The 21,226-nt window shown below is 71.2% G+C and carries 16 protein-coding genes; 8 read left to right on the plus strand and 8 right to left on the minus strand.

Going from position 1 to position 21,226, the window contains the following annotated elements:
* Positions 1–112: 112 nt before the first annotated feature.
* Together ileS and AB0A94_RS14480 are read right to left on the minus strand one after the other, a co-directional pair.
* Positions 113–3,256: an isoleucine--tRNA ligase gene (ileS, locus tag AB0A94_RS14475; protein WP_361743940.1), complete on the minus strand. Its 3,144-nt coding sequence runs from the start codon at positions 3,254–3,256 to the stop codon at positions 113–115.
* A gap of 744 nt (positions 3,257–4,000) precedes the next feature.
* Positions 4,001–4,633: a hypothetical protein gene (locus AB0A94_RS14480; protein ID WP_361743942.1), complete on the minus strand. Its 633-nt coding sequence runs from the start codon at positions 4,631–4,633 to the stop codon at positions 4,001–4,003.
* Here AB0A94_RS14480 and AB0A94_RS14485 point away from each other — a divergent pair.
* The 6 genes from AB0A94_RS14485 (at position 4,602) to AB0A94_RS14510 (ending at position 9,723) form a co-directional block, all read left to right on the plus strand.
* A complete protein-coding gene (locus AB0A94_RS14485; protein WP_361743945.1) occupies positions 4,602–5,078 on the plus strand; it encodes a TraR/DksA C4-type zinc finger protein in 477 nt (158 codons plus the stop codon). The genes AB0A94_RS14480 and AB0A94_RS14485 overlap by 32 nt on opposite strands.
* Positions 5,079–5,144: 66 nt before the next feature.
* On the plus strand, positions 5,145–5,747 hold the full coding sequence (gene lspA, locus AB0A94_RS14490; RefSeq protein ID WP_361743948.1) for a signal peptidase II: 603 nt from the start codon (positions 5,145–5,147) through the stop codon (positions 5,745–5,747).
* Positions 5,748–5,790: 43 nt separating this feature from the next.
* Entirely contained in the window at positions 5,791–6,735 is a 945-nt protein-coding gene (locus AB0A94_RS14495; protein ID WP_361743951.1) for an RluA family pseudouridine synthase, read from the plus strand.
* The gene (locus AB0A94_RS14500; RefSeq protein ID WP_361743954.1) at positions 6,732–7,199 is read left to right on the plus strand and encodes a GNAT family N-acetyltransferase; all 468 of its coding nucleotides are present in this window, start codon (positions 6,732–6,734) and stop codon (positions 7,197–7,199) included. Before AB0A94_RS14495 ends, AB0A94_RS14500 begins: the two co-directional genes overlap by 4 nt.
* A gap of 87 nt (positions 7,200–7,286) precedes the next feature.
* Positions 7,287–8,873, plus strand: a complete 1,587-nt coding sequence (locus AB0A94_RS14505) for a Na+/H+ antiporter (protein WP_361743957.1) — start codon at positions 7,287–7,289, stop codon at positions 8,871–8,873.
* Between the two features lie 109 nt (positions 8,874–8,982).
* Positions 8,983–9,723, plus strand: coding sequence for an SDR family oxidoreductase (locus tag AB0A94_RS14510; protein ID WP_361743960.1), 741 nt, complete (start codon positions 8,983–8,985; stop codon positions 9,721–9,723).
* Between the two features lie 7 nt (positions 9,724–9,730).
* Here the strand turns inward: AB0A94_RS14510 and AB0A94_RS14515 are convergent, their stop codons facing one another.
* Entirely contained in the window at positions 9,731–10,846 is a 1,116-nt protein-coding gene (locus tag AB0A94_RS14515) for a mechanosensitive ion channel domain-containing protein (protein WP_361743963.1), read from the minus strand.
* A gap of 107 nt (positions 10,847–10,953) precedes the next feature.
* Between AB0A94_RS14515 and AB0A94_RS14520 the strand changes: the two genes are divergently transcribed.
* Positions 10,954–11,526 carry a dienelactone hydrolase family protein gene (locus tag AB0A94_RS14520; protein ID WP_361743966.1) on the plus strand — a complete coding sequence of 191 codons (573 nt, stop codon included), beginning with the start codon at positions 10,954–10,956 and terminating at the stop codon, positions 11,524–11,526.
* Positions 11,527–11,829: 303 nt separating this feature from the next.
* On the opposite strand, the gene AB0A94_RS14525 is transcribed toward AB0A94_RS14520, so the two are convergent.
* The 5 genes from AB0A94_RS14525 to AB0A94_RS14545 all read right to left on the minus strand — a co-directional run bounded on the left by AB0A94_RS14525 (position 11,830) and on the right by AB0A94_RS14545 (position 17,445).
* Positions 11,830–12,399 carry a hypothetical protein gene (locus tag AB0A94_RS14525; protein WP_361743969.1) on the minus strand — a complete coding sequence of 190 codons (570 nt, stop codon included), beginning with the start codon at positions 12,397–12,399 and terminating at the stop codon, positions 11,830–11,832.
* Positions 12,400–12,667: 268 nt separating this feature from the next.
* Positions 12,668–14,353, minus strand: coding sequence for an alkaline phosphatase D family protein (locus AB0A94_RS14530; protein WP_361743972.1), 1,686 nt, complete (start codon positions 14,351–14,353; stop codon positions 12,668–12,670).
* Between the two features lie 90 nt (positions 14,354–14,443).
* Complete coding sequence (locus AB0A94_RS14535) at positions 14,444–15,256, minus strand: DsbA family protein (RefSeq protein WP_361743975.1); 813 nt, start codon at positions 15,254–15,256, stop codon at positions 14,444–14,446.
* Between the two features lie 93 nt (positions 15,257–15,349).
* On the minus strand, positions 15,350–16,051 hold the full coding sequence (locus AB0A94_RS14540; protein WP_361743977.1) for a hypothetical protein: 702 nt from the start codon (positions 16,049–16,051) through the stop codon (positions 15,350–15,352).
* 68 nt (positions 16,052–16,119) lie between these two features.
* Positions 16,120–17,445 (minus strand): DUF2252 domain-containing protein, encoded by a 1,326-nt coding sequence (locus AB0A94_RS14545; protein WP_361743980.1) that lies wholly within the window; start codon positions 17,443–17,445, stop codon positions 16,120–16,122.
* 205 nt (positions 17,446–17,650) lie between these two features.
* On the opposite strand from AB0A94_RS14545, the gene dnaE reads away from it, so the two are divergent.
* A complete protein-coding gene (gene dnaE, locus AB0A94_RS14550; RefSeq protein WP_361743982.1) occupies positions 17,651–21,190 on the plus strand; it encodes a DNA polymerase III subunit alpha in 3,540 nt (1,179 codons plus the stop codon).
* Positions 21,191–21,226: the final 36 nt, after the last annotated feature.

The following is a 21,226-nucleotide window of genomic DNA, read 5'->3' on the forward strand; positions in this document are numbered from 1 at the left end:
GTGTCCGACGCACGCAACGCCGAAGGCCCGGCCCACCAAGATTTTTTGGTGGGCCGGGCCTTCGGCGTCGCTCCGTACCTCCCCGTCCGCGAGGCAGGCCGTGCCGGGAGCCTTACGCCTTCCGCAGGCGGAACGTCAGCGACAGGCCCTCGTCGGTGAAGGCGTCCCCGTACGTGTCGTCCGCCGTGCCCTGGGCGAAGTCCGTGGCGAGGACCTCGTCGGCGATCAGCGTGGAGTGGCCGGTCAGGGCCGCGACGGTCGCGGCGTCCGTGGCCGTCCAGCGCAGGGCGATCCGGTCGGCCACGTCCAGGCCGCTGTTCTTGCGGGCCTCCTGGATCAGGCGGATGGCGTCGCGGGCCAGGCCCGCACGGCGCAGCTCCTCCGTGATCTCCAGGTCCAGGGCGACCGTGGCACCGGCGTCGGACGCCACCGACCAGCCCTCGCGCGGGGTCTCCGTGATGATCACCTCGTCCGGGGCGAGGGTGACCGTCTCACCGTCGACCTCCACCGAGGCCGTCCCCTCGCGCAGCGCCAGGGACAGCGCTGCCGCGTCCGCGTTCGCCACGGCCTTGGCGACGTCCTGGACCCGCTTGCCGAACCGCTTGCCCAGCGCGCGGAAGTTGGCCTTCGCCGTGGTGTCCACCAGCGAGCCACCCACCTCGGACAGGGACGCCAAGGACTCGACGTTCAGCTCCTCGGTGATCTGCGCGTGCAGCTCCGGGTCGAGGGCCGCGAAGCCGCCCGCCGCGATCAGCGCGCGCTTCAGCGGCTGGCGGGTCTTCACGCCGGACTCCGCGCGCGTGGCCCGGCCCAGCTCCACGAGCCGCCGCACCAGCACCATCTGCTTCGACAGCTCCGGGTCGATCGCGGACAGGTCCGCCTCCGGCCACGAGGACAGGTGCACCGACTCCGGGGCGCCCGGGGCGACCGGGACGATCAGGTCCTGCCAGACCCGCTCGGTGATGAACGGGGTCAGCGGCGCCATGAGCTTCGTCACGGTCTCGACGACCTCGTGCAGCGTGCGCAGCGCGGCCTTGTCGCCCTGCCAGAAGCGGCGCCGGGAGCGGCGGACGTACCAGTTCGACAGGTCGTCGACGAACGCGGACAGCAGCTTGCCGGCGCGCTGGGTGTCGTAGCCCTCCAGCGCCTGGGTCACTTGGTCGGTGAGCGCGTGCAGTTCGGAGAGCAGCCAGCGGTCGAGGACCGGGCGGTCGGCCGGGGCCGGGTCGGCCTCGCTCGGCGCCCAGTTCGACGTACGGGCGTACAGGGCCTGGAAGGCGACCGTGTTCCAGTACGTCAGCAGCGTCTTGCGGACGACCTCCTGGATGGTGCCGTGGCCCACCCGGCGGGCCGCCCACGGGGAACCGCCGGCCGCCATGAACCAGCGGACCGCGTCGGCGCCGTGCTGGTCCATCAGCGGGATCGGCTGCAGGATGTTGCCCAGGTGCTTGGACATCTTGCGGCCGTCCTCGGCGAGGATGTGACCGAGGCAGACGACGTTCTCGTACGACGACTTGTCGAAGACCAGGGTGCCGACCGCCATCAGCGTGTAGAACCAGCCGCGGGTCTGGTCGATGGCCTCGGAGATGAACTGCGCCGGGTACCGGCTCTCGAACAGCTCCTTGTTCTTGTACGGGTAGCCCCACTGCGCGAACGGCATCGAGCCCGAGTCGTACCAGGCGTCGATGACCTCCGGCACGCGCGTGGCCGTCTTCCCGCAGCCGTCGTGGCGGCAGCCGAAGGTGACCTCGTCGATGTACGGGCGGTGCGGGTCGAGCCCGGACTGGTCGGTGCCGGTCAGCTCGGTCAGCTCCGCGCGGGAGCCGACGACCGTGAGGTGGTCGTCCTCGCAGCGCCAGATCGGCAGCGGGGTGCCCCAGTAGCGGTTGCGGGACAGCGCCCAGTCGATGTTGTTGTTCAGCCAGTCGCCGAACCGGCCGTGCTTGACGGAGTCCGGGAACCAGTTGGTCTTCTCGTTCTCCTGGAGCAGGCGGTCCTTGACGGCCGTGGTGCGGATGTACCAGGACGGCTGCGCGTAGTAGAGCAGCGCGGTGTGGCAGCGCCAGCAGTGCGGGTAGCTGTGCTCGTACGGGATGTGTTTGAAGAGCAGGCCGCGCTCGTCGAGGTCCGCGGTGAGCTTCTCGTCGGCCTTCTTGAAGAAGACGCCGCCGACCAGGGGGACGTCCTCCTCGAAGGTGCCGTCGGGGCGGACCGGGTTGACCACCGGCAGGCCGTAGGAGCGGCAGACCTTGAGGTCGTCCTCACCGAAGGCGGGGGACTGGTGGACGAGGCCGGTGCCGTCCTCGGTGGTGACGTAGTCGGCGTTCACCACGTAGTGGGCCGGCTCCGGGAAGTCCACGAGCTCGAAGGGGCGCCGGTACGTCCAGCGCTCCATCTCGGCGCCGGTGAAGGACCGGCCGGTGGCCTCCCAGCCCTCGCCGAGGGCCTTGGCGAGCAGCGGTTCGGCGACGACGAGCTTCTCCTCGCCGTTCGTGGCGACGACGTAGGTGACCTCGGGGTGGGCGGCGACCGCCGTGTTGGACACCAGGGTCCACGGCGTGGTCGTCCACACCACCAGCGCCGCCTCGCCGGCCAGCGGGCCGGAGGTGAGCGGGAAGCGGACGTAGACGGACGGGTCGACGACCGTCTCGTAGCCCTGTGCCAGCTCGTGGTCGGACAGGCCGGTGCCGCAGCGGGGGCACCAGGGGGCGACACGGTGGTCCTGGACCAGCAGGCCCTTGTCGAAGATCTCCTTCAGCGACCACCAGACGGACTCGACGTACTCCGGGTCCATGGTGCGGTAGGCGTCGTCGAGGTCGACCCAGTAGCCCATGCGGGTCGTCAGCTCGGTGAAGGCGTCGGTGTGGCGGGTCACCGACTCGCGGCACCTGGCGTTGAACTCGGCGATGCCGTACGCCTCGATGTCCTGCTTGCCGGAGAAGCCGAGCTCCTTCTCGACGGCCAGCTCCACCGGGAGGCCGTGGCAGTCCCAGCCGGCCTTGCGGGCCACGTGGTAGCCGCGCATGGTGCGGAAGCGGGGGAAGACGTCCTTGAAGACGCGGGCCTCGATGTGGTGGGCGCCGGGCATGCCGTTGGCGGTGGGCGGACCCTCGTAGAACACCCATTCGGGGCGTCCCTCGGACTGCTCCAGGCTCTTGGCGAAGATCTTCTGCTCGCGCCAGAAGTCGAGCACCGCGTGCTCGAGGGCGGGCAGGTCGACCTGGGCGGGTACCTGGCGGTACGTCGGCGTTGTCATCAGCGGGCTTCCTCCGGCGGACTTGCTGCCTTCCGTCCGGAGGGACGAGAGCTGTGTCGATCCCTGCGCCGCCGTCGGCGCGCTCCCGCGGTACCACCCTCCTTGGCCCCCCGGTGCGCCGTGTGCGCCGGTGAGCCCGCTCATTGGGTCGCGATGCCGGTTCTACCGCCCCGGGCAGGGGTTTCTTCCGGCGGCTCCGGGGTGATCTTCACGTCGCGCTCGCCCCCGGGCTCACACCGTCCCCGGGTCGCTCTGGGCTGCGTACGCCGCTACTCGTCCCCATCCACGCTTTTCGCTCCGCCCAGTGTACGGCGCGGAGCGGACGGCGGCCGACCGGATTTCCGCTCGCCGTACGACCCGGCGTACCTCGAATGGCGAGGTGCGCCCGTTCGGATCCCGGGGACGTCCATGTCGGCGGCATACCCGGCGGGGAGCTGGGCACAACGCATGCAGGTTCGCCGCGCGGCGCCCGCGGGGCGAGGGAATCGGGCGGTGTGCCCCGTTGCCGCGGGACTCGAGTCGATTTATCGTCCCAGAGCGATTCGCGTGCAAGATCACAATATGTGAAGGGGCCGCGGCCATGGTGGCGAAGAAGACCGCCGTACAGCAGCCGGCACCGTCCGGCAGGCCCGGACCCGCTCATGGCGGCGGGGCCAGGGAGAGGGCGCCTGCCGAGGCGGCGGCGGCGAGGAGGAGGGCGAAGAAGGCGGCGGGCGCCGCCGAGGAGGCGGGGGCGCGCACGGCTCACGACGGCGTGACGGTGGCGACCGGGCTGCCCGCCGGGTCACCCGTGAAGAAGGCGTCGGTCAAGAAGGCCACGGCCAGGAAGGAACCCGCCGACGAGGCCACCGCGCGGGGGACGGCGGCCGGGGCCGCGCCCGCCGAGGAGACGTCGGCGAAGAAGCCGCCCGCGGGGGAGACGTCGGCAGGGAAAGCGTCGGGGCGGAAGACGGTGGCGAAGGACGCGTCGGCGAAGAAGCCGCCGGCGGGGAAGGCGTCGGTGAAGGAGCCGCCGGCGGGGAAGGTGTCGGGGCGGAAGGCGGTGGCGGAGGACGCCTCGGTGAAGGGGGCACCCGCGCGGAAGGCGGCCGGGGAAGCGGCCGCCGAGAAGGCGTCCGCGCCCGGGAAGCCGTCCGTGGCCGGGGAGAGGGGCCGCGGGAAGGCGGCCGGTGAGGCGCCGGGGAAGGGGGCCGCCCCGGGGGCGGTTCCCGCGGGGTCCCCGGAGGCGGGTCGCTCGGGGAGCGGCGCCGCCGGGGCCAGTGGGCCCGTACAGGATGTGGCCGGGCACAGCACGGCCGATGACGCGGGCGCGGCGGATGCCGCGGCGCAGACGGGAGTGACGACGGTGGGTGCGAAGAAGACTCCTGGCACGGCCACGGCGGCGAAGAGCCCCGTACCCAAGGCCCGGATCGGCACGGCGGGCCCGGGCGACCTCGCGGTACGTCCGGGCGAGGAGCCCTGGACTCCGGAGGAGGCCCAGGAGGCGCGGGCCGAGCTGACGTCCGAGGTGCTGCGGCTGCGCGAGGAGATCGCCTCCTCCGAGCAGTCGCTGGCCGGCCTGATGCGGGACTCCGGTGACGGCGCGGGCGACGACGACGCCGACACCGGCACCAAGAACATCACGCGCGAGCACGAACTCGCGCTCGCCGCGAACGCGCGCGAGATGCTCGGCCAGTTCGAGCACGCCCTCCAGCGGCTCGACGCCGGCACCTACGGCCTGTGCGAGAACTGCGGCAATCCCATCGGAAAGGCCCGTATGCAGGCCTTTCCCCGGGCCACCCTGTGCGTCGAGTGCAAGCAGAAGCAGGAGCGCCGGTACTGATCGGCGGCCGCGCGGGGCGTGCCGTACCCTCGTCCTTCAGTCAGGTACCTAGGTTGAGGGACTCACGTGGCAGAGGCGGAGCGCATCATCGGTACGCCGGACACCCCGGACGCGGACCGGGAGGAGCAGGAGCGGGCCGGCACCGAGGGGGCGGCGGCGGAGGCGGAGGCCACGGGGCCCCGCGGCAAGCGGCGGGTCGCCGTGCTGTTCGCCGTCGCCGCGTTCGCGTACGCCCTCGATCTGATCAGCAAGATGATCGTGGTCGCCAAGTTGGAGCACCACGAGCCCATCGAGATCATCGGGGACTGGCTGAGGTTCGAGGCGATCCGCAACGCGGGCGCGGCCTTCGGCTTCGGCGAGGCCTTCACCGTGATCTTCACGGTGATCGCCGCGGCCGTGATCGTGGTGATCATCCGCCTCGCCCGCAAGCTCCACAGCCTGCCGTGGGCGATCGCGCTGGGCCTGCTGCTCGGCGGCGCCCTCGGCAACCTCACCGACCGGATCTTCCGCTCGCCGGGCGTCTTCGAGGGCGCGGTGGTCGACTTCATCGCGCCCAAGCACTTCGCCGTGTTCAACCTGGCGGACTCGGCGATCGTGTGCGGCGGCATCCTGATCGTGCTGCTGTCGTTCCGCGGCCTCGACCCGGACGGCACCGTCCACAAGGACTGAACGCGCCTACGGGGTTGTCGGACCCGTCCGGCATACTCGACGGGTGAGCACGATTCCCGAGATCCGTACCCTGCCCGTGCCCGACGGCCTGGAGGGCGAGCGCGTCGACGCCGCCATCTCCCGCATGTTCGGCTTCTCCCGCACCAAGGCGGCCGAGCTCGCCGCGGCGGGGAAGGTCACGGTCGACGGATCGGTGGTCGGCAAGTCCGAGCGGGTCAGCGGCGGCGCCTGGCTCGAGGTGGAGATGCCGCAGGCGCCCGCACCGGTGCAGGTGGTCGCCGAGCCGGTCGAGGGCATGGAGATCGTGCACGACGACGATGACGTGGTCGTGATCGTCAAGCCCGTCGGCGTCGCCGCCCACCCCTCGCCGGGCTGGTCCGGCCCGACCGTGATCGGCGGCCTCGCCGCCGCCGGGTACCGCATCTCGACCTCCGGCGCCGCCGAGCGCCAGGGCATCGTGCACCGCCTCGACGTCGGCACCTCCGGCCTCATGGTCGTCGCCAAGTCGGAGTACGCGTACACGTCGCTGAAGCGCCAGTTCAAGGAGCGCACGGTCGACAAGCGCTACCACACGCTCGTCCAGGGCCACCCCGACCCCACCAGCGGCACCATCGACGCCCCCATCGGCCGTCACCCGCAGCACGACTACAAGTGGGCGGTCACCGCCGAGGGCAAGCCGTCCGTCACGCACTACGACCTCATCGAGGCCTTCCGCGCCGCCTCCCTCCTCGACGTCAAGCTGGAGACCGGCCGCACCCACCAGATCCGCGTCCACATGGCCGCCCACCGGCACCCCTGCGTCGGCGACCTGACCTACGGCGCCGACCCCACGCTGGCCAAGCGGCTCCGGCTGACCCGCCAGTGGCTGCACGCCGTACGCCTCGGCTTCGAGCACCCCGGTGACGGACAGTGGGTGGAGTTCTCCTGCGACTACCCGGACGACCTGCAGCAGGCGCTGGACCAGGTCCGCGAGGAGACCTACGCATGAGCGCCGCCTTCGTGGTCCGCGTGGCGGAGGAGGCCGCCGACCGCGAGGCGTGCTTCGCGGTCCGCAAGGAGGTCTTCGTCGCCGAGCAGGGCGTCCCCGAGGACATCGAGTACGACGCCTACGACGCCGACGCCGTCCATGTGCTGGCGGTCGCGGAGGACGGCACCCCCCTCGGCACCGGACGCCTGCTGCACGGCGAGGCCGCCGCGGCGAAGAACGGCGGCGACCCGGCGGTCGGCTCGCTCGGCCGGCTCGCGGTGACGCGCCGGGCGCGGGGCCTCGGGGCCGGGGCGGCGCTGGTGCGGGCCATCGAGGAGGCGGCCCGCGCGCGGGGCCTCACCGCCGTCGACCTGCACGCGCAGACGCACGCCCTCGGTTTCTACGAGCGGCTGGGCTACGAGGCGTACGGGCCCGAGTTCCCGGACGCGGGGATACCGCACCGGGCCATGCGGCGCGTCCTGTAGCCGGGGCCGCGAACGGCCTGGTGAGGGCGTCGGCGTGGCAGGGTGGAGATCCGCCCGCCGCTCGTCGATCCGCCGGGAGCCGTGACCGTGGACCAGTTGACCCTGCTGTTCGCCCTGCTGCTCGGGGCCGTGGTGAGCGTCCCGGTCGGGGAGCGGCTGGGGCTGCCGGCACCGGTGCTGATGACGGTCCTCGGGGCCGTGCTGGCGCTGCTGGAGTTCGTGCCGAACGTCGACATCCCGCCCGACCTGATCCTCCCGCTGCTGCTGCCGCCCCTGCTGTACGCCGCCGTACGACGGACCTCCTGGCGGCAGTTTGCGGCGAACGTCAGACCGATCCTGCTGCTCGCGGTGGCGCTGGTCCTCGTCACCATGCTGTGCGTGGCCGCCGTCGCCCATGCGATCGTGCCGGGACTGCCGCTCGCCGCAGCCTTCGCCCTCGGCGCGCTGGTCGCGCCGCCCGACCCGGTCGCGGCGACCGCCGTCGCCGGGAAGCTGGGGCTGCCGCGCCGGCTGGTGTCGATCCTGGAGGGCGAGGGGCTCTTCAACGACGTCACGGCCATCGTCCTCTACAACGTGGCGATCGCCGCCGCCGTGAGCGGCGGCTTCTCGGTCTGGGAGGCCGGGCTCGACCTGGTGCTGTCGGCCGTGGTGGCGGTGGCGGTCGGGCTCGCGCTGGGCTGGGGCGCGAACAAGCTGATGGATCTGCTCGGGGACGCGACCCTGCAGATCGGGCTGAGCCTGCTCGTGCCGTACGCCTCCTACGTCCTGGCCGAGGAACTGCACGGCTCGGGCGTGCTCGCCGTCCTCACCACCGCGCTGTTCCTCGTCGAGTACGCCACCGACGCCGACGACGTCATGACCCGGCTCGCCGGGCACACCTTCTGGGACGTCGTCGACACCCTGGTCACCGGGGTCGCGTTCGGGCTGGTCGGGCTCGAACTGCACAACGCGGTGCGGACCGCGGCCGGCCACTGGGGCGAGCTGCTCGGCTGGGCGGCGGTGATCGTGGGCGTGGTGGTCCTGGTGCGGCTGCTGTGGCTGCTGCCGGCGACCTGGCTGACGAAACGGCTGCACGCCGCGCGGGACACCGCCGAGGAGATCCCGGTGAGCTGGCGCGAGACCGTGGTGATGTGGTGGTCCGGGATGCGCGGGGTGGCCTCCGCCGCGCTGGCGCTGGCGATTCCGTTGGAGACCGACTCCGGAGGTGACTTTCCCGGCCGGGGCGAGATCGTCTTCATCGCGTTCGGCGTGATCATGGCGACCCTGCTGGTGCAAGGACTGAGTCTGCCGTGGCTGGTGGGGCGGCTGGGAGTGCGGGCCGACAGCGGGCGGGAGAAACGGTTCGAGCACGACCTGGCGGTCCGCGCGGCCAGGGCGGCGAAGCGCAGGCTGCGCGAGATCGAGGAGACCGAGGAGCTGCCGGAGGAACTGTCCGAGCAGATGCTGCGCAGCGCCTTCGACATCGGGGTGCGGATCAGCCCCGACCTCGCGGACGACGAGCGGCGGGAGGCGCACCGGCAGCGGGCACGGCGGCTGAAGCGGGTGCGGGCGATCCAGCGGGAGATGCTGAGCGCGGCGCGACACGAGGTGATCGCGGCGCGGAGTGAGCCGGGGGCGGATCCGGCGGTCGTGGACCGGGTGCTGCGGCATCTGGACGTCCGCAGCCTGCGCTGACGCTTCGGGGGCTCCCACCCGCGCACCGTCCGTTTCAGTTGGTCGGGAAGTGGGCGTTTCCCGTGGGCGCTTGGCACCGTTGGTGGCTTTTCGTTCGTAAAGTGCCGTCATGAACCGGAATGTTGTGATCAGTGGGGGCGGTACCGGGATCGGGCTCGCCGCCGCACGGGTGTTCGCCGCCGACGGGGACCGGGTGCTGCTGCTCGGCCGGCGTGGGGATGTGCTGGAGCGGGCGAAGGTGCCGGACGCGCTGACGTACGCCGCCGATCTCGCGGACCCCGGAGCGGTGCGCGGGGTCGCCGGCTTCGTGGGACGGGAGCTCGGCGCGGTGGACGTGCTGATCCACAGCGCCGGGGGCAACGGGCTCCTCGAGCCTCCGGCCGGCGGCGACGACCCGCTCGACGCCGTCGCCCGTTCCTGGACGGTCAACTTCCGGCTCAACCTGCTGACCGCCGCCCTGCTCACCGAGGCCCTGCGGACCCGGCTCGCCGAACCCGGCGGGCGCGTGCTGTTCATCGGCTCCATCGCCGCCTACCGGGGCCACGGACAGGTGGCGTACGCGGCGGCCAAGGCCGGGCTGCACCCGTACGCCCACGACCTGGCCCGGAGACTGGGCCCGCACGGCATCACCGTGAACGTGGTCGCCCCCGGCTACATCGAGGACACCGCCTTCTTCGGCGACGGCATCGACGAGGAACTGCGCGCCCGGCTGGTCGCGGAGACCCTGGACGGGCGCGCCGGAACGCCCGGGGACGTCGCCGCGACCCTGCACTGGCTCGCCTCCCCGGGCGCCGCGCACATCACCTCCCAGATCGTCCAGGTCAACGGCGGGGCCGAACGCGGTCACTGAGCGCCGGTCAGCGCTCTCTCGGATGGCTGTGCGCACGACGGGCCGCCGGCACGCCGTTGGGGGAGCGGCGGCCGTCGCGGCCCGGCGGCAGCACCGCGTCCGCCGTGTTGACCCGGGGCAGCGCGTAGGGGTGCTCGGCGGTCAGCCAGCGGATCATCTGCTCGCGGACCTCGACCCGTACCGTCCATATGTCGTCCGCGTCCTTGGCCGTCACCAGGGCCCGCACCTCCATGGTGCTGGGTGTGCTGTCCGTCACGTTCAGGTTGTAGGCGCGGCCGTCCCAGGCCGGGCACTCCCGCAGGATGTCGCGGAGCTTGTCGCGCATCGCCTCCAGCGGGGCCGAATGGTCGAGGTGCCAGAAGACGATGCCGGTCATCTGCGGCGTGTCGCGCGACCAGTTCTCGAACGGCTTGGACGTGAAGTACGACACCGGCATGGTGATCCGCCGCTCGTCCCAGGTGCGCACGGTGAGGAAGGTCAGCGTGATCTCCTCGACGGTGCCCCACTCGCCGTCCACGACCACCGTGTCCCCGATACGCACCATGTCACCGAAGGCGATCTGCAGCCCGGCGAACATGTTGCTCAGGGTGGACTGGGCGGCCACACCGGCGACGATGCCGAGGATGCCGGCCGAGGCCAGCAGCGAGGCCCCGGCCGCCTGCATCGCGGGGAAGGTCAGCAGCATCGCGGCCGCCGCCACCACACCGACGATCGCGGAGACCACCCGCCGGATCAGCGTCACCTGGGTGCGCACCCGGCGGACCCGCGCCGGGTCGCGCTCGCGGTGGTTGCTGGCGTAGCGCGTGTACGTGGTCTCGACGACCGCGGCCGCGATGCGGATCGCCAACCAGGCGGCCGAGCCGATCAGCACCAGGGTCAGGGTCCGGCCGACGGCGGCCTCGTGGTCCGGCAGCAGGTCCGCCTCGTGGTACGACCCTCTCAGCAGGGCCGCGCACAGCAGGAGCTGGTAGGGGATCCGGCCGCGGCGCAGCAGCCCCCACAGCGGAGTCTCGTGGTGGCGTTCGTCGGCCTTGCGCAGCAGCAGGTCGGTGGCCCAGCCGAGCAGCAGTGTGAGCACGACCGAGCCGCCGACCACGATCAATGGGCGGAGCACGTCATCCATGACCCCGAACCTAACCGGCCCGGGAGGGCATGAACATGTGACTTCCGCGCGATCGCGGGTAGTGCCGCGATCCGGCGCCGTCACACCGGGCTGGCACCATGGACGGCATGAACATCATGCTCTTTCACTCGACCTACGGCCTGCGGCCCGCGGTGCGCCGGGCCGCGGACCGGCTGCGCGCGGCCGGACACGAGGTGTGGACGCCCGACCTCTTCGAGGGCCGCACGTTCGACACGGCCGAGGAGGGCATGGCGCACAAGGAGGAGACCGGCAAGGACGAGCTGCTGAAGCGGGCCGTGCTGGCCGCCGCGCCCTACTCCGAGCGGGGGCTGGTGTACGCGGGGTTCTCCTTCGGCGCCTCCGTCGCCCAGACGCTGGCCCTCGGCGACGACAAGGCCCGCGGACTGCTGCTCCTGCACGGCACGTCGGACATCGCGGAGAACGCCTCGGTGGACGAGCTGCCGGTGCAGCTGCACGTCGCCGAGCCCGACCCGTTCGAGACCGACGACTGGCTCACCGCCTGGTACCTGCGGATGGGCCGGGCCGGGGCCGACGTGGAGGTGTACCGGTACGCGGGGGCGGGTCACCTCTACACCGACCCCGACCTGCCGGACTACGACGAGGAGGCCGCCGAGGCCACCTGGCGGGTGGCGCTCGGCTTCCTCGACAGCCTTCAGTAGGTTCAGCCGACCGCGCGGTAGGACGCCCAGTGTCGCGGGCCGCGTGCGCTCGGCTGATTTCGCGGAAAGCGGGGCGGGGCGTGGCGTGGCGGAAGACGGTAGGGCGACGGCCTTCCTTCGAGCAGCGGTCAGGGCTTGACCGCCGCGAGGCTCAGTGGGCCGAGCGGGAAGCTGCCGCAAGTGGGCGGCGGAGTCACGAAGTTGTGGATGGGGTCTCGACACGACTTGTCGCAGGTGGACGCGGAGTTCTACTGCGTGGGCTGGGTGGCCCGACTTGTGGGGCGCCTCCTCGTGAGGCGCCCTTCACACGTCGGTGGTGCCGGCCTCGCTGGGGAAGGTGGCCCAGCCGAGGAGGCCGTCGCCGATGTTGGCGGTGTAGAAGTTGAGCGCGTTCGCGCCGCCCTGGTGCAGGGTGGTCCTCATCGCTCTCTCCTCCGGCGAGCCGTAGCCGACGGTGTACCAGGCGGCGTTGTCGGTGTAGTCGGTGCCGGCCAGCGTGAACTGGAAGCCCGAGTCGGTGTTGCCGGTGCCCTGGCCGGCGTACGCGGCGTTCAGGACGTCCAGCTGGGCGGTGATGTCCGCGGAGCCGAGCTTGCCGGTCTCGCCGTCGTGGATGACGTGGAAGTAGACCGGGACGGTCGCCGGGGCGGCGGCCGCGGTGCTCCGGCCGGCCGTGCGCAGCTTGTCGAGCCTGTTCCGCAGGTCGGCGTCCATGGCCCGGGCACGCGCCTCGCTGATCTCGTTCGGCTCGGCGGCGTGCTCGTCGTGGCCGGGACGGGCCTTGCGGGCCGCGGCGGGGGCGTCGTCGGCGCATTCGGTGGCCTGGGTCCCGGCCGCGGCGACGGTGGTGGGCGCGGAGAGGGGAGTGAGCATCAGGGTTCCGGCCACGACGGCCGTACCGAGCAGGCGTCTGCGCGAAAGGACGATATCCGGGCAAGCGTACGTATGAGGGCTCCTGGCGGATACCGAAACGTTGCGGCGCCCGGAATCCGAGAGCTCGATGTCATCGATCCGGCCACCGGGCGGGTGGTGTGTCCGGATTCGACTCACGGCCCACACCACCCGCTGTAACGGCGCGATCTGTCCTGGACGGCCCGTCCCGCGGTCGGGGATGGCCGAAAATCGCCCTTCCAGGAGTGGGCTACACGGGGTCGTAGGCGCGCTCGGCCTTCTGCGTGCCGCTGCGGGTGCGGTAGGAGCGGGCCCACGCGGACGTGGCGTCCGCCTCCGTACGGCTCGACAGCACGTAGTAGTCCATCTGCGCCCGCTCGGCGGTGACGTCCAGCACGCCGTAGCCGTGCCGGTCGGTGTCGACCCAGTGGACGTGCCGGTTGGCGGCCCGGATCAGCGGGGCGGCGAGCGCGGTGACGGTGCCCTCGGGGACCTTCACGATGTCGTCGAGGTTGTCGGAGGTGACCGAGGTGACGACGAACTCCGTGGCGGCGGAGGCCGACAGCGGATAGGTGCCGGCGTTCACCGGCACGTCGTTGGCCCACGCCATGTGGATGTCGCCGGTGAGGAAGACCGTGTTGCGGATCGCGTTCGCGCGCAGGTGGGCGAGGAGTTCGCGGCGGTCGTCGGTGTAGCCGTCCCACTGGTCGGTGTTGAGGGCGAGCCCCTCCTGCGGTAGGCCCAGCAGCTTCGCCAGCGGCTTCAGCAGGCTCGCGGGGAGGGAACCGACCGAGAACGGCGAGATCATCACCGAGGTGCCGACCAGCCGCCAGGTGGTGTCGGACGCCGTCAGTCCCGCCTTCAGCCAGTCCAGTTGGGCGCGCCCGGTGAGCGTGCGGTCCGGGTCGTCGACCTCGCCGTCGCCGAGGGAGACCTGCTGGGAACGGAAGGAGCGCAGGTCGAGGAGCGAGAGGTCGGCCAGCTTGCCGAAGCGCAGCCGGCGGTAGGTGGTGCCGGCGATCGCGGGCCGTACCGGCATCCACTCGAAGTAGGCCTGCTTGGCGGCGGCCTGGCGGGCCGCCCAGGTGCCCTCCGCGCCCTCGGTGTGGTTCTCGGCGCCGCCCGACCAGGTGTCGTTGGCGATCTCGTGGTCGTCCCAGATGGCGATGGCCGGCGCCCTGTGGTGCAGGGCCTGGAGGTCGGGGTCGGTCTTGTACTGGCCGTGCCGGGCGCGGTAGTCGGCGAGGGTGACGATCTCGTGCGCGGGCGTGTGCGGGCGGACGGCCCCGCCGCGGGTGCCGTACTCACCGGCGGCGTATTCGTAGAGGTAGTCGCCCAGGTGCAGCCAGGCGTCCAGGTCGGAGCGGGCCGCGAGATGGCGGTACGCCGAGAAGTGGCCGGCCTCCCAGTTGGAGCAGGAGACCACACCGAAGCGCAGGTTGGTCACGGCGGCGTCGGCGGCCGGGGCGGTGCGGGTGCGGGCGACGGGCGAGTCGGCGGTGCCGGCGGAGAAGCGGAACCAGTAGTCGGTGGCCGGCCGCAGGCCGCGGACGTCCGCCTTGACGGTGTGGTCGGAGGCGGCGGTGGCGAGCGTCGAACCCCTCGCCACGACGTCGGTGAACGCCTTGTCCCGGGCGACGGTCCAGCCCACCTCGGTGTCCGGGCCGAGCCCGGAGCCGGGTATCGCCTCCGGCACCGGCGTCACCCGGGTCCACAGCAGGATGCCGTCCGGCAGCGGGTCGCCGGAGGCCACGCCGTGCAGGAAGGCGGGCGCCTGCGCGGTCGCGGCGCGCGCGGGCGGGGCGGCGGCGAGCGGTCCGGCCAGCATCGCGGTGGCGGCGGCTGCCCTGACGACCGTACGACGGCGCGGCGCGAGGGAGTTGGTGTCCGCGGTGGCGGGAACGGCGCTCTCGGATGATCTCTGTCGACTGGTCACAGCCGATCAGGTTACTGACAGGTACACGCGAGAGCGGGCGAACCCGTGAAAGTTCGCCCGCTCTTCAGCGCGCCGTCAGCCGGCCAGGGTTCAGGCCTTGAGGGCCGCGTCGACCGCCGTGTTGAACTCGTCCACCGTCATGGGCGCGTTCTGGCCGTCGGAGCCGGTGAGCTTCTTGCCGTCCATCATCAGCGTCGGCGTGCCCTGGGCCTCGCTGTCGTCGAACACGTCGGACATCTCCAGCGCCCACTTGTCGTAGGTGCCGTCCTTCACGGCCGTCTGGAACTCCTTGTTGTCCTTCAGGGCGTCGACCGAGTTGGCGACCTTGATCAGGTACGCGTCGTCCGCGAACTTGTCGTCCGACTCCTCGGGGTGGTACTCGGCCGAGTAGAGCGCGCCCTTGTAGGCGAGGAACGCCTCGGGGCTGACGTTCAGCGCGGCGCCCAGGGCGCTCAGGGCGTTCTTGGAGCCCTCGCCGGTCAGGTTGCGGTCGAGGAACGAGGCGCCTATGAAGCGGACCTTGTACTTGCCGTCCTCGACGTCCTTCTCGATGGTCTCGCCGACCGTCTGCTCGAAGGAGGCGCAGACCGGGCAGCGCGGGTCCTCGTACAGCTCGAGGGTCTTCTTCGCGTCGGACTCGCCGATGACGACGGTCGTGCCGTTCTTGCCGCTGGTGTTGGCCGGCTTGACGAGCTTGGCGTCCTTCGCGGACTCCCAGTGGTCGGGCTGGTTGGCCTGGACGACCGCGTAGCCGATGCCGCCGGCCGCGGCCAGTACGCCGACGATCGAGGCGGCGACGATGAGCTGCCGCCTGACCTTCGCCTTCTTGGCCTGGCGCTCGCGCTCCACGCGCAGCCGCTCTCGGGCCGCCGACTTCGCCGCCTGGCTGTTCCGCTTGCTCATGGTGATGTCTCCACGGGGGACGCGCACACGGTCGTGTGCGGGATACGTAGGGGGACTGCTGGTGCTCGGGGGATTCGCGGGGGCGGGGTCGCCTCAGGCGAAGGTGCGGGAGCACGGCGGTCCGCGACGCCCCAGGGAGTGCGCGAGGAGCAGGGTCCGGACCGTGGCGGTACGGCGGACCGGGTGGGCCGGACGGAGGACCTCCGGGGCCCGGCGCACGGTCACCGCGGCGACCGCGAGCAGCAGCGGCCGGAACGTCGTGGCCGTCACCGCGCCCAGCAGCTGGGCCAGCGCCCGCTCGCCGCGGCGCAGCCAGGCGGCGGCCAGCAGGCCGACCCCGAGGTGCGCGCCGAGCAGCGCCCAGGCGGTCGCCGGGTCGGCCTGCGCCAGCAGGGCCGCCAGCCGGTCGCCGCCCTCGGCGGCGTGCCCGGTGGCCCGGGCGAGCGGCGCGCCCACACTGGTGCCGTCGCCGCACAGCACGTCGAAGCCGACGGAGCGCAGCGGGCCCGCCACCGGACCGCCCATCCGGCCGTAGCAGACGTGCTGGCCGGTGGTGAAGACGGTGTCGGCGGCCAGCTCCAGCGGGATCAGCAGGGCGGCGATCCGCCCGAAGGAACGCTCCCGCCCCGCCAGGGCGTACGCCAGCCCGAACACGGCGGCGGCGATCGCGGCCACCGTGTTCAGCGGCAGCGGAACCCCGGACAGCAGCACGTGCGACGCGGTGCTGAGCGTCACGACGACGGCCGTGAACAGCGCCGCGCGTACGGCTCTGAGCTGGGTTCCGGATATGTCCATGGCGGTGAAGAGTGTGTCACGTGCTCCGGTAAAGGGTCCCTAAAGGGTCCCTGTGGACGGGCGGATCCTCAGAGTCCCGGAATCCTGCCGTTGCGGAACAGGTCCAGGAAGATCTGGTGGTCGGCGCGGGCGCGGGCGCCGTAGCCGTGCGCGAAGTCGACCAGGAGGGGGGCCAGGGAGTCCTCGTCGGCGGCGATCGCGGCGTCGATGGCGCGCTCGGTGGAGAACGGCACCAGGGACTCGCCGGAGGTGTCGTCCGCCGCCGCGTGCATCGTGGCCGTGGCCCGGCCGAGGTCGGCGACGACCTGGGCGATCTCCTCCGGCTCGTCGATGTCGCCCCAGTCCAGGTCCACGGCGTACGGCGAGACCTCGGCGACCAGCTGGCCCGCGCCGTCCAGCTCGGTCCAGCCCAGCCACGGGTCGGCGTGCGCCTGGAGGGCGCGCTGGGAGATCACCGTGCGGTGCCCCTCGTGCTGGAAGTAGTCCCGGATGGCCTGGTCGGGGATGTGCCGGGAGACGGCCGGGGTCTGGGCCTGCTTGACGTAGATCACCACGTCGTTCTCCAGGGCGTCGCTGTGGCCCTCCAGGAGGATGTTGTACGACGGCAGCCCGGCGGAGCCGATGCCGATGCCGCGGCGGCCCACGACGTCCTTCACCCGGTAGGAGTCCGGGCGGGCCAGGGAGGCGTCCGGCAGCGTCTCCAGATAGCCGTCGAAGGCGGCGAGCACCTTGTAGCGGGTGGCGGCGTCCAGCTCGATCGCGCCGCCGCCGGCGGCGAAGCGGCGCTCGAAGTCGCGGATCTCGGTCATCGAGTCCAGCAGCCCGAACCGGGTCAGCGAGCGGGCGTCGCGCAGCGCGTCGAGCAGCGGGCCCTGGGCGGTGTCCAGGGTGAACGGCGGCACCTCGTCGCTCTTCGCGCCGGTGGCCAGCGCGTGGATCCGCTCCCGGTAGGCGGTCGCGTAGATCGTGACCAGCTCGGTGATCTGCTCGTCGCTGAGCGCCTTCGCGTAGCCGACCAGCGCCACGGAGGCGGCGAAGCGCTTGAGGTCCCAGGTGAAGGGGCCGACGTAGGCCTCGTCGAAGTCGTTGACGTTGAAGACCAGGCGGCCGTTCGAATCCATGTACGTGCCGAAGTTCTCCGCGTGCAGATCGCCGTGGATCCACACCCGGGACGTCCGGTCGTCCAGATACGGGCCGCCCCGCTTCTCCGCGTCCAGATCGTGGTAGAAGAGGCACGCCGTCCCGCGGTAGAAGGCGAACGCCGAGGCCGCCATCTTGCGGAACTTCACCCGGAACGCGGCCGGGTCGGCGGCCAGGAGCTCGCCGAAGGCGGTGTCGAGGACGGCGAGGATCTCCTCACCGCGGTGCTCGTCGTTGAGCTGCGGTACCGACATCGCTTTGTGCCTCCAGGTGCGGGATCTTTCGGGACGGCTGGCCCGTCCCCTGCCTAACGTGTGACGGGTCACGGGAGTGCCCGCGACACCGCCCGAAGGTACGCCGGGACGCGCTCCGCGTGTCAGTGCCGGGGCATAGACTTCGACGCTGTCCCCCGGACTGTCCGCCCGCCCGTCGCCGAGTGTTCTCCTTGGAGGCCGCACCGTGTCAAAGCCGCCGTTCACGCACCTGCACGTCCACACCCAGTACTCGCTGCTGGACGGTGCCGCGCGGCTCAAGGACATGTTCAACGCCTGCAATGAGATGGGCATGACGCACATCGCCATGTCCGACCACGGCAACCTGCACGGGGCGTACGACTTCTTCCACACCGCGCAGAAGGCCGGGGTCACCCCGATCATCGGGATCGAGGCGTACGTCGCGCCCGAGTCCCGGCGCAACAAGCGCAAGATCCAGTGGGGCCAGCCGCACCAGAAGCGGGACGACGTCTCCGGTTCCGGCGGTTACACCCACAAGACGATGTGGGCGGTGAACAGCACCGGCCTGCACAACCTCTTCCGGCTCTCCTCCGACGCGTACGCCGAGGGCTGGCTGCAGAAGTGGCCCCGGATGGACAAGGAGACCATCGCGAAGTGGTCGGAGGGCATCGTCGCCTCCACCGGCTGCCCCTCCGGCGAGGTGCAGACCCGGCTGCGCCTCGGCCACTTCGACGAGGCCCTCAAGGCCGCCGCCGACTACCAGGACATCTTCGGCAAGGACCGCTACTTCCTGGAGCTGATGGACCACGGCATCGAGATCGAGCACCGGGTCCGCGACGGCCTGCTGGAGATCGGCAGGAAGCTCGGCATCCCCCCGCTGGTCACCAACGACTCGCACTACACGTACGCGCACGAGGCGGGCGCCCACGACGCGCTGCTGTGCATCCAGACCGGCAAGAACCTCTCCGACCCCGACCGCTTCAAGTTCGACGGCACCGGCTACTACCTCAAGTCCACCGACGAGATGTACGCCATCGACTCCTCGGACGCCTGGCAGCAGGGCTGCGCCAACACCCGGCTGATCGCCGAGATGGTCGACACCACGGGCATGTTCGTCAAGCGCGACCTGATGCCGAAGTTCGACATCCCGGAGGGGTACACCGAGGTCAGCTGGTTCCGCGAGGAGACCATGCGGGGCATGGAGCGCCGCTTCCCGGACGGCATCCCGGACGACCGCATGAAGCAGGTCGAGTACGAGATGGACACCATCATCTCGATGGGCTTCCCCGGCTACTTCCTCGTCGTCGCCGACTTCATCATGTGGGCGAAGAAGCAGGGCATCGCCGTCGGCCCCGGCCGTGGCTCCGCGGCCGGCTCGATCGTCGCCTACGCCCTCGGCATCACCGACCTCGACCCGATCCCGCACGGCCTGATCTTCGAGCGGTTCCTCAACCCCGAGCGCATCTCGATGCCCGACGTCGACATCGACTTCGACGAGCGCAGGCGCGTCGAGGTGATCAGGTACGTGACGGAGAAGTACGGCGCCGACAAGGTCGCCATGATCGGCACCTACGGCACCATCAAGGCCAAGAACGCCATCAAGGACTCCGCGCGCGTGCTGGGCTACCCGTACGCGATGGGCGACCGGCTCACCAAGGCGATGCCGGCCGACGTCCTGGGCAAGGGCATCCCGCTCTCCGGCATCACGGACCCGAACCACCCCCGGTACTCCGAGGCCGGCGAGATCCGCGGGATGTACGAGAACGAGCCGGACGTGAAGAAGGTCATCGACACCGCCAAGGGCGTCGAGGGCCTGGTCCGGCAGATGGGCGTGCACGCCGCCGGCGTGATCATGTCCAGCGAGACCATCACCGACCACGTGCCCGTCTGGGTCAGGCACACCGACGGCGTGACCATCACGCAGTGGGACTACCCGAGCTGCGAGTCGCTCGGCCTGCTGAAGATGGACTTCCTGGGCCTGCGCAACCTGACCATCATGGACGACGCCGTCAAGATGGTGAAGGCCAACAAGGGCATCGACATCGACCTGCTGTCGCTGCCCCTGGACGACCCCACGACCTTCGAGCTGCTCCAGCGCGGAGACACGCTCGGCGTGTTCCAGTTCGACGGCGGCCCGATGCGCTCCCTGCTCCGGCTGATGAAGCCGGACAACTTCGAGGACATCTCCGCCGTGTCGGCCCTGTACCGGCCGGGCCCGATGGGCATGAACTCGCACACCAACTACGCCCTGCGCAAGAACGGCCAGCAGGACATCACGCCCATCCACCCCGAGCTGGAGGCGCCGCTCAAGGAGGTCCTGGACGTCACCTACGGCCTGATCGTCTACCAGGAGCAGGTGCAGAAGGCCGCCCAGATCATCGCCGGCTACTCGCTCGGCGAGGCCGACATCCTCCGCCGCGTGATGGGCAAGAAGAAGCCCGAGGAGCTGGCGAAGAACTTCACCATCTTCCAGGCCGGCGCCCGCAAGAACGGCTACAGCGACGAGGCCATCCAGGCCCTCTGGGACGTGCTGGTGCCGTTCGCCGGCTACGCCTTCAACAAGGCGCACTCCGCCGCGTACGGACTGGTGTCGTACTGGACCGCCTACCTCAAGGCGAACCACCCCGCCGAGTACATGGCCGCGCTGCTCACCTCGGTGAAGGACGACAAGGACAAGTCGGCGATCTACCTCAACGAGTGCCGCCGCATGGGCATCAAGGTGCTCCCGCCGAACGTCAACGAGTCGGTGCACAACTTCGCCGCCCAGGGCGACGACGTGATCCTCTTCGGCCTGGAGGCCGTGCGGAACGTCGGCACGAACGTGGTCGAGTCGATCATCAAGAGCCGCAAGGCCAAGGGGAAGTACGCCTCCTTCCCCGACTACCTCGACAAGGTCGACGCGGTCGCCTGCAACAAGCGCACCACGGAGTCGCTGATCAAGGCCGGCGCCTTCGACACCCTGGGGCACACCCGCAAGGGCCTCACCGCGCAGTACGAGCCGATGATCGACAACGTGGTCGCGGTCAAGCGCAAGGAGGCCGAGGGACAGTTCGACCTCTTCGGCGGCATGGGCGAGGAGGAGACCAGCGAGCCCGGCTTCGGCCTCGACGTCACCTTCACCGACGACGAGTGGGACAAGACGTACCTGCTCGCCCAGGAGCGCGAGATGCTCGGGCTCTACGTCTCCGACCACCCGCTGTTCGGCCTGGAGCACGTGCTGTCCGACAAGGCCGACGCGGGCATCTCCCAGCTCACCGGCGGTGACTTCGGCGACGGCGCGGTGGTCACCATCGGCGGCATCATCTCGGGCCTGCAGCGCAAGATGACCAAGCAGGGCAACGCCTGGGCGATCGCCACCGTGGAGGACCTCGCGGGCTCCATCGAGTGCATGTTCTTCCCGGCGACGTACCAGCTCGTCTCGACGCAACTCGTCGAGGACGCCGTGGTGTTCGTCAAGGGCCGGCTCGACAAGCGGGAGGACGTGCCGCGGCTGGTCGCGATGGAGCTGATGGTCCCCGACCTGTCCAACGCCGGCACCAACGCGCCCGTGGTGCTCACCATCCCGGCCACCCGCGTGACCCCGCCGATGGTCAGCCGGCTCGGTGAGATCCTCACCCACCACAAGGGCGACAGCGAGGTGCGGATCAAGCTCCAGGGGCCGACGAAGACGACGGTGCTGCGCCTGGACCGGCACCGGGTGAAGCCGGACCCGGCCCTGTTCGGCGATCTGAAGGTCCTCCTCGGACCGTCCTGCCTGGCGGGCTAGCGCCGTCCGGCACACGCGCGTGAGGGGCGCACCCTG

The sequence above is a fragment of the Streptomyces sp. NPDC044984 genome (genome assembly GCF_040646935.1).
Classification (GTDB): Bacteria; Actinomycetota; Actinomycetes; order Streptomycetales; family Streptomycetaceae; genus Streptomyces.

Bases quoted from the DNA above. Each gene is read 5' to 3' on its own strand.
- ileS (WP_361743940.1), bottom strand. From the start codon at position 3,256: ATGACAACGCCGACGTACCGCCAGGTACCCGCCCAGGTCGACCTGCCC.
- AB0A94_RS14500 (WP_361743954.1), top strand. From the start codon at position 6,732: ATGAGCGCCGCCTTCGTGGTCCGCGTGGCGGAGGAGGCCGCCGACCGC.
- AB0A94_RS14510 (WP_361743960.1), top strand. From the start codon at position 8,983: ATGAACCGGAATGTTGTGATCAGTGGGGGCGGTACCGGGATCGGGCTC.
- AB0A94_RS14515 (WP_361743963.1), bottom strand. From the start codon at position 10,846: ATGGATGACGTGCTCCGCCCATTGATCGTGGTCGGCGGCTCGGTCGTG.
- AB0A94_RS14520 (WP_361743966.1), top strand. From the start codon at position 10,954: ATGAACATCATGCTCTTTCACTCGACCTACGGCCTGCGGCCCGCGGTG.
- AB0A94_RS14525 (WP_361743969.1), bottom strand. From the start codon at position 12,399: ATGCTCACTCCCCTCTCCGCGCCCACCACCGTCGCCGCGGCCGGGACC.
- AB0A94_RS14535 (WP_361743975.1), bottom strand. From the start codon at position 15,256: ATGAGCAAGCGGAACAGCCAGGCGGCGAAGTCGGCGGCCCGAGAGCGG.
- AB0A94_RS14540 (WP_361743977.1), bottom strand. From the start codon at position 16,051: ATGGACATATCCGGAACCCAGCTCAGAGCCGTACGCGCGGCGCTGTTC.
- AB0A94_RS14545 (WP_361743980.1), bottom strand. From the start codon at position 17,445: ATGTCGGTACCGCAGCTCAACGACGAGCACCGCGGTGAGGAGATCCTC.